Source organism: Bradyrhizobium sp. SHOUNA76 (assembly GCF_023006445.1).
Taxonomy (GTDB): Bacteria; Pseudomonadota; Alphaproteobacteria; order Rhizobiales; family Xanthobacteraceae; genus Bradyrhizobium.
Map to the genome: position 1 here is coordinate 1 of NZ_JALBHA010001025.1, position 778 is coordinate 778.

The following is a 778-nucleotide window of genomic DNA, read 5'->3' on the forward strand; positions in this document are numbered from 1 at the left end:
CGCATCAGCGAGCGGCCGGCAATGTCGTCGGCGCGGCGCATCGCCATGAAGGCGCGCACGTCGGTTGCTTCCAGCGCCGCGAAGCGCTTGAGCGTGACGCGCTCGCCCCAATGGGCACAGAGGAAATCCAGGCATTGCCGCAAGTCGCGGCCATAAGCCTCCAGCGTCTTCGGCGACAGCCGCCGCTCGGCGCCGAGATGCGACAGCCAGCGCGTCATCTCCTGCGCGATCGAGGGATCGGCGCTGGCGAGCTCGATTTGTGGGGCGGCCGCTTTGCTCATGCGCTCTGGACGTGGTGATTCCCTACAGTATATCGCATCACACTCGTTTATCGTTCGCTAAGGCCGCCCCACGGCGCTAGCCTTGAAATCCCGGGTTCCGATTCTCCGTTCATGGATCATACGCCGCGCAGCACGACCGCCCCCACCAACGCGACCGGCATGGTCGACGTGCTGGTGCCGGTCGCGCTCGACCAGACCTATTCCTACAAGGTGCCGCGCGGGATGGAGCTGAAGGCGGGCGATCTCGTCGGTGTGCCGCTCGGGCCGCGCGAGGTGCTTGCGGTGGTCTGGGGAGAAAACGCCAATCCGGATCCGCGCCTGCACAACCGTCTCAAGGAGGTCAGCGAGAAGCTCGACTTCCCGCCGCTCAAGCCCGAGCTGCGGTCCGTGGTCGATTGGGTCGCCAATTACACGCTGAGCCCGCGCGGCATGGTGCTGCGGATGTGCCTGCGGATGGGCGACAACCTCGGCCCCGAGCGGGTGCGCCCCGGCGTGCG

General features: G+C 67.0%; 1 protein-coding gene and 1 pseudogene. One reads left to right on the plus strand and one right to left on the minus strand.

The genetic code is table 11. The annotated features are described in order from the left end of the window. A partial coding sequence (locus MOV74_RS39445) for a site-specific integrase (RefSeq protein WP_246933032.1) occupies positions 1-281 on the minus strand: 281 nt, incomplete at its 3' end. A gap of 111 nt (positions 282-392) precedes the next feature. On the opposite strand from MOV74_RS39445, the pseudogene MOV74_RS39450 reads away from it, so the two are divergent. After that, positions 393-778, plus strand: a pseudogene (locus MOV74_RS39450) (primosomal protein N'); the annotation flags it as partial.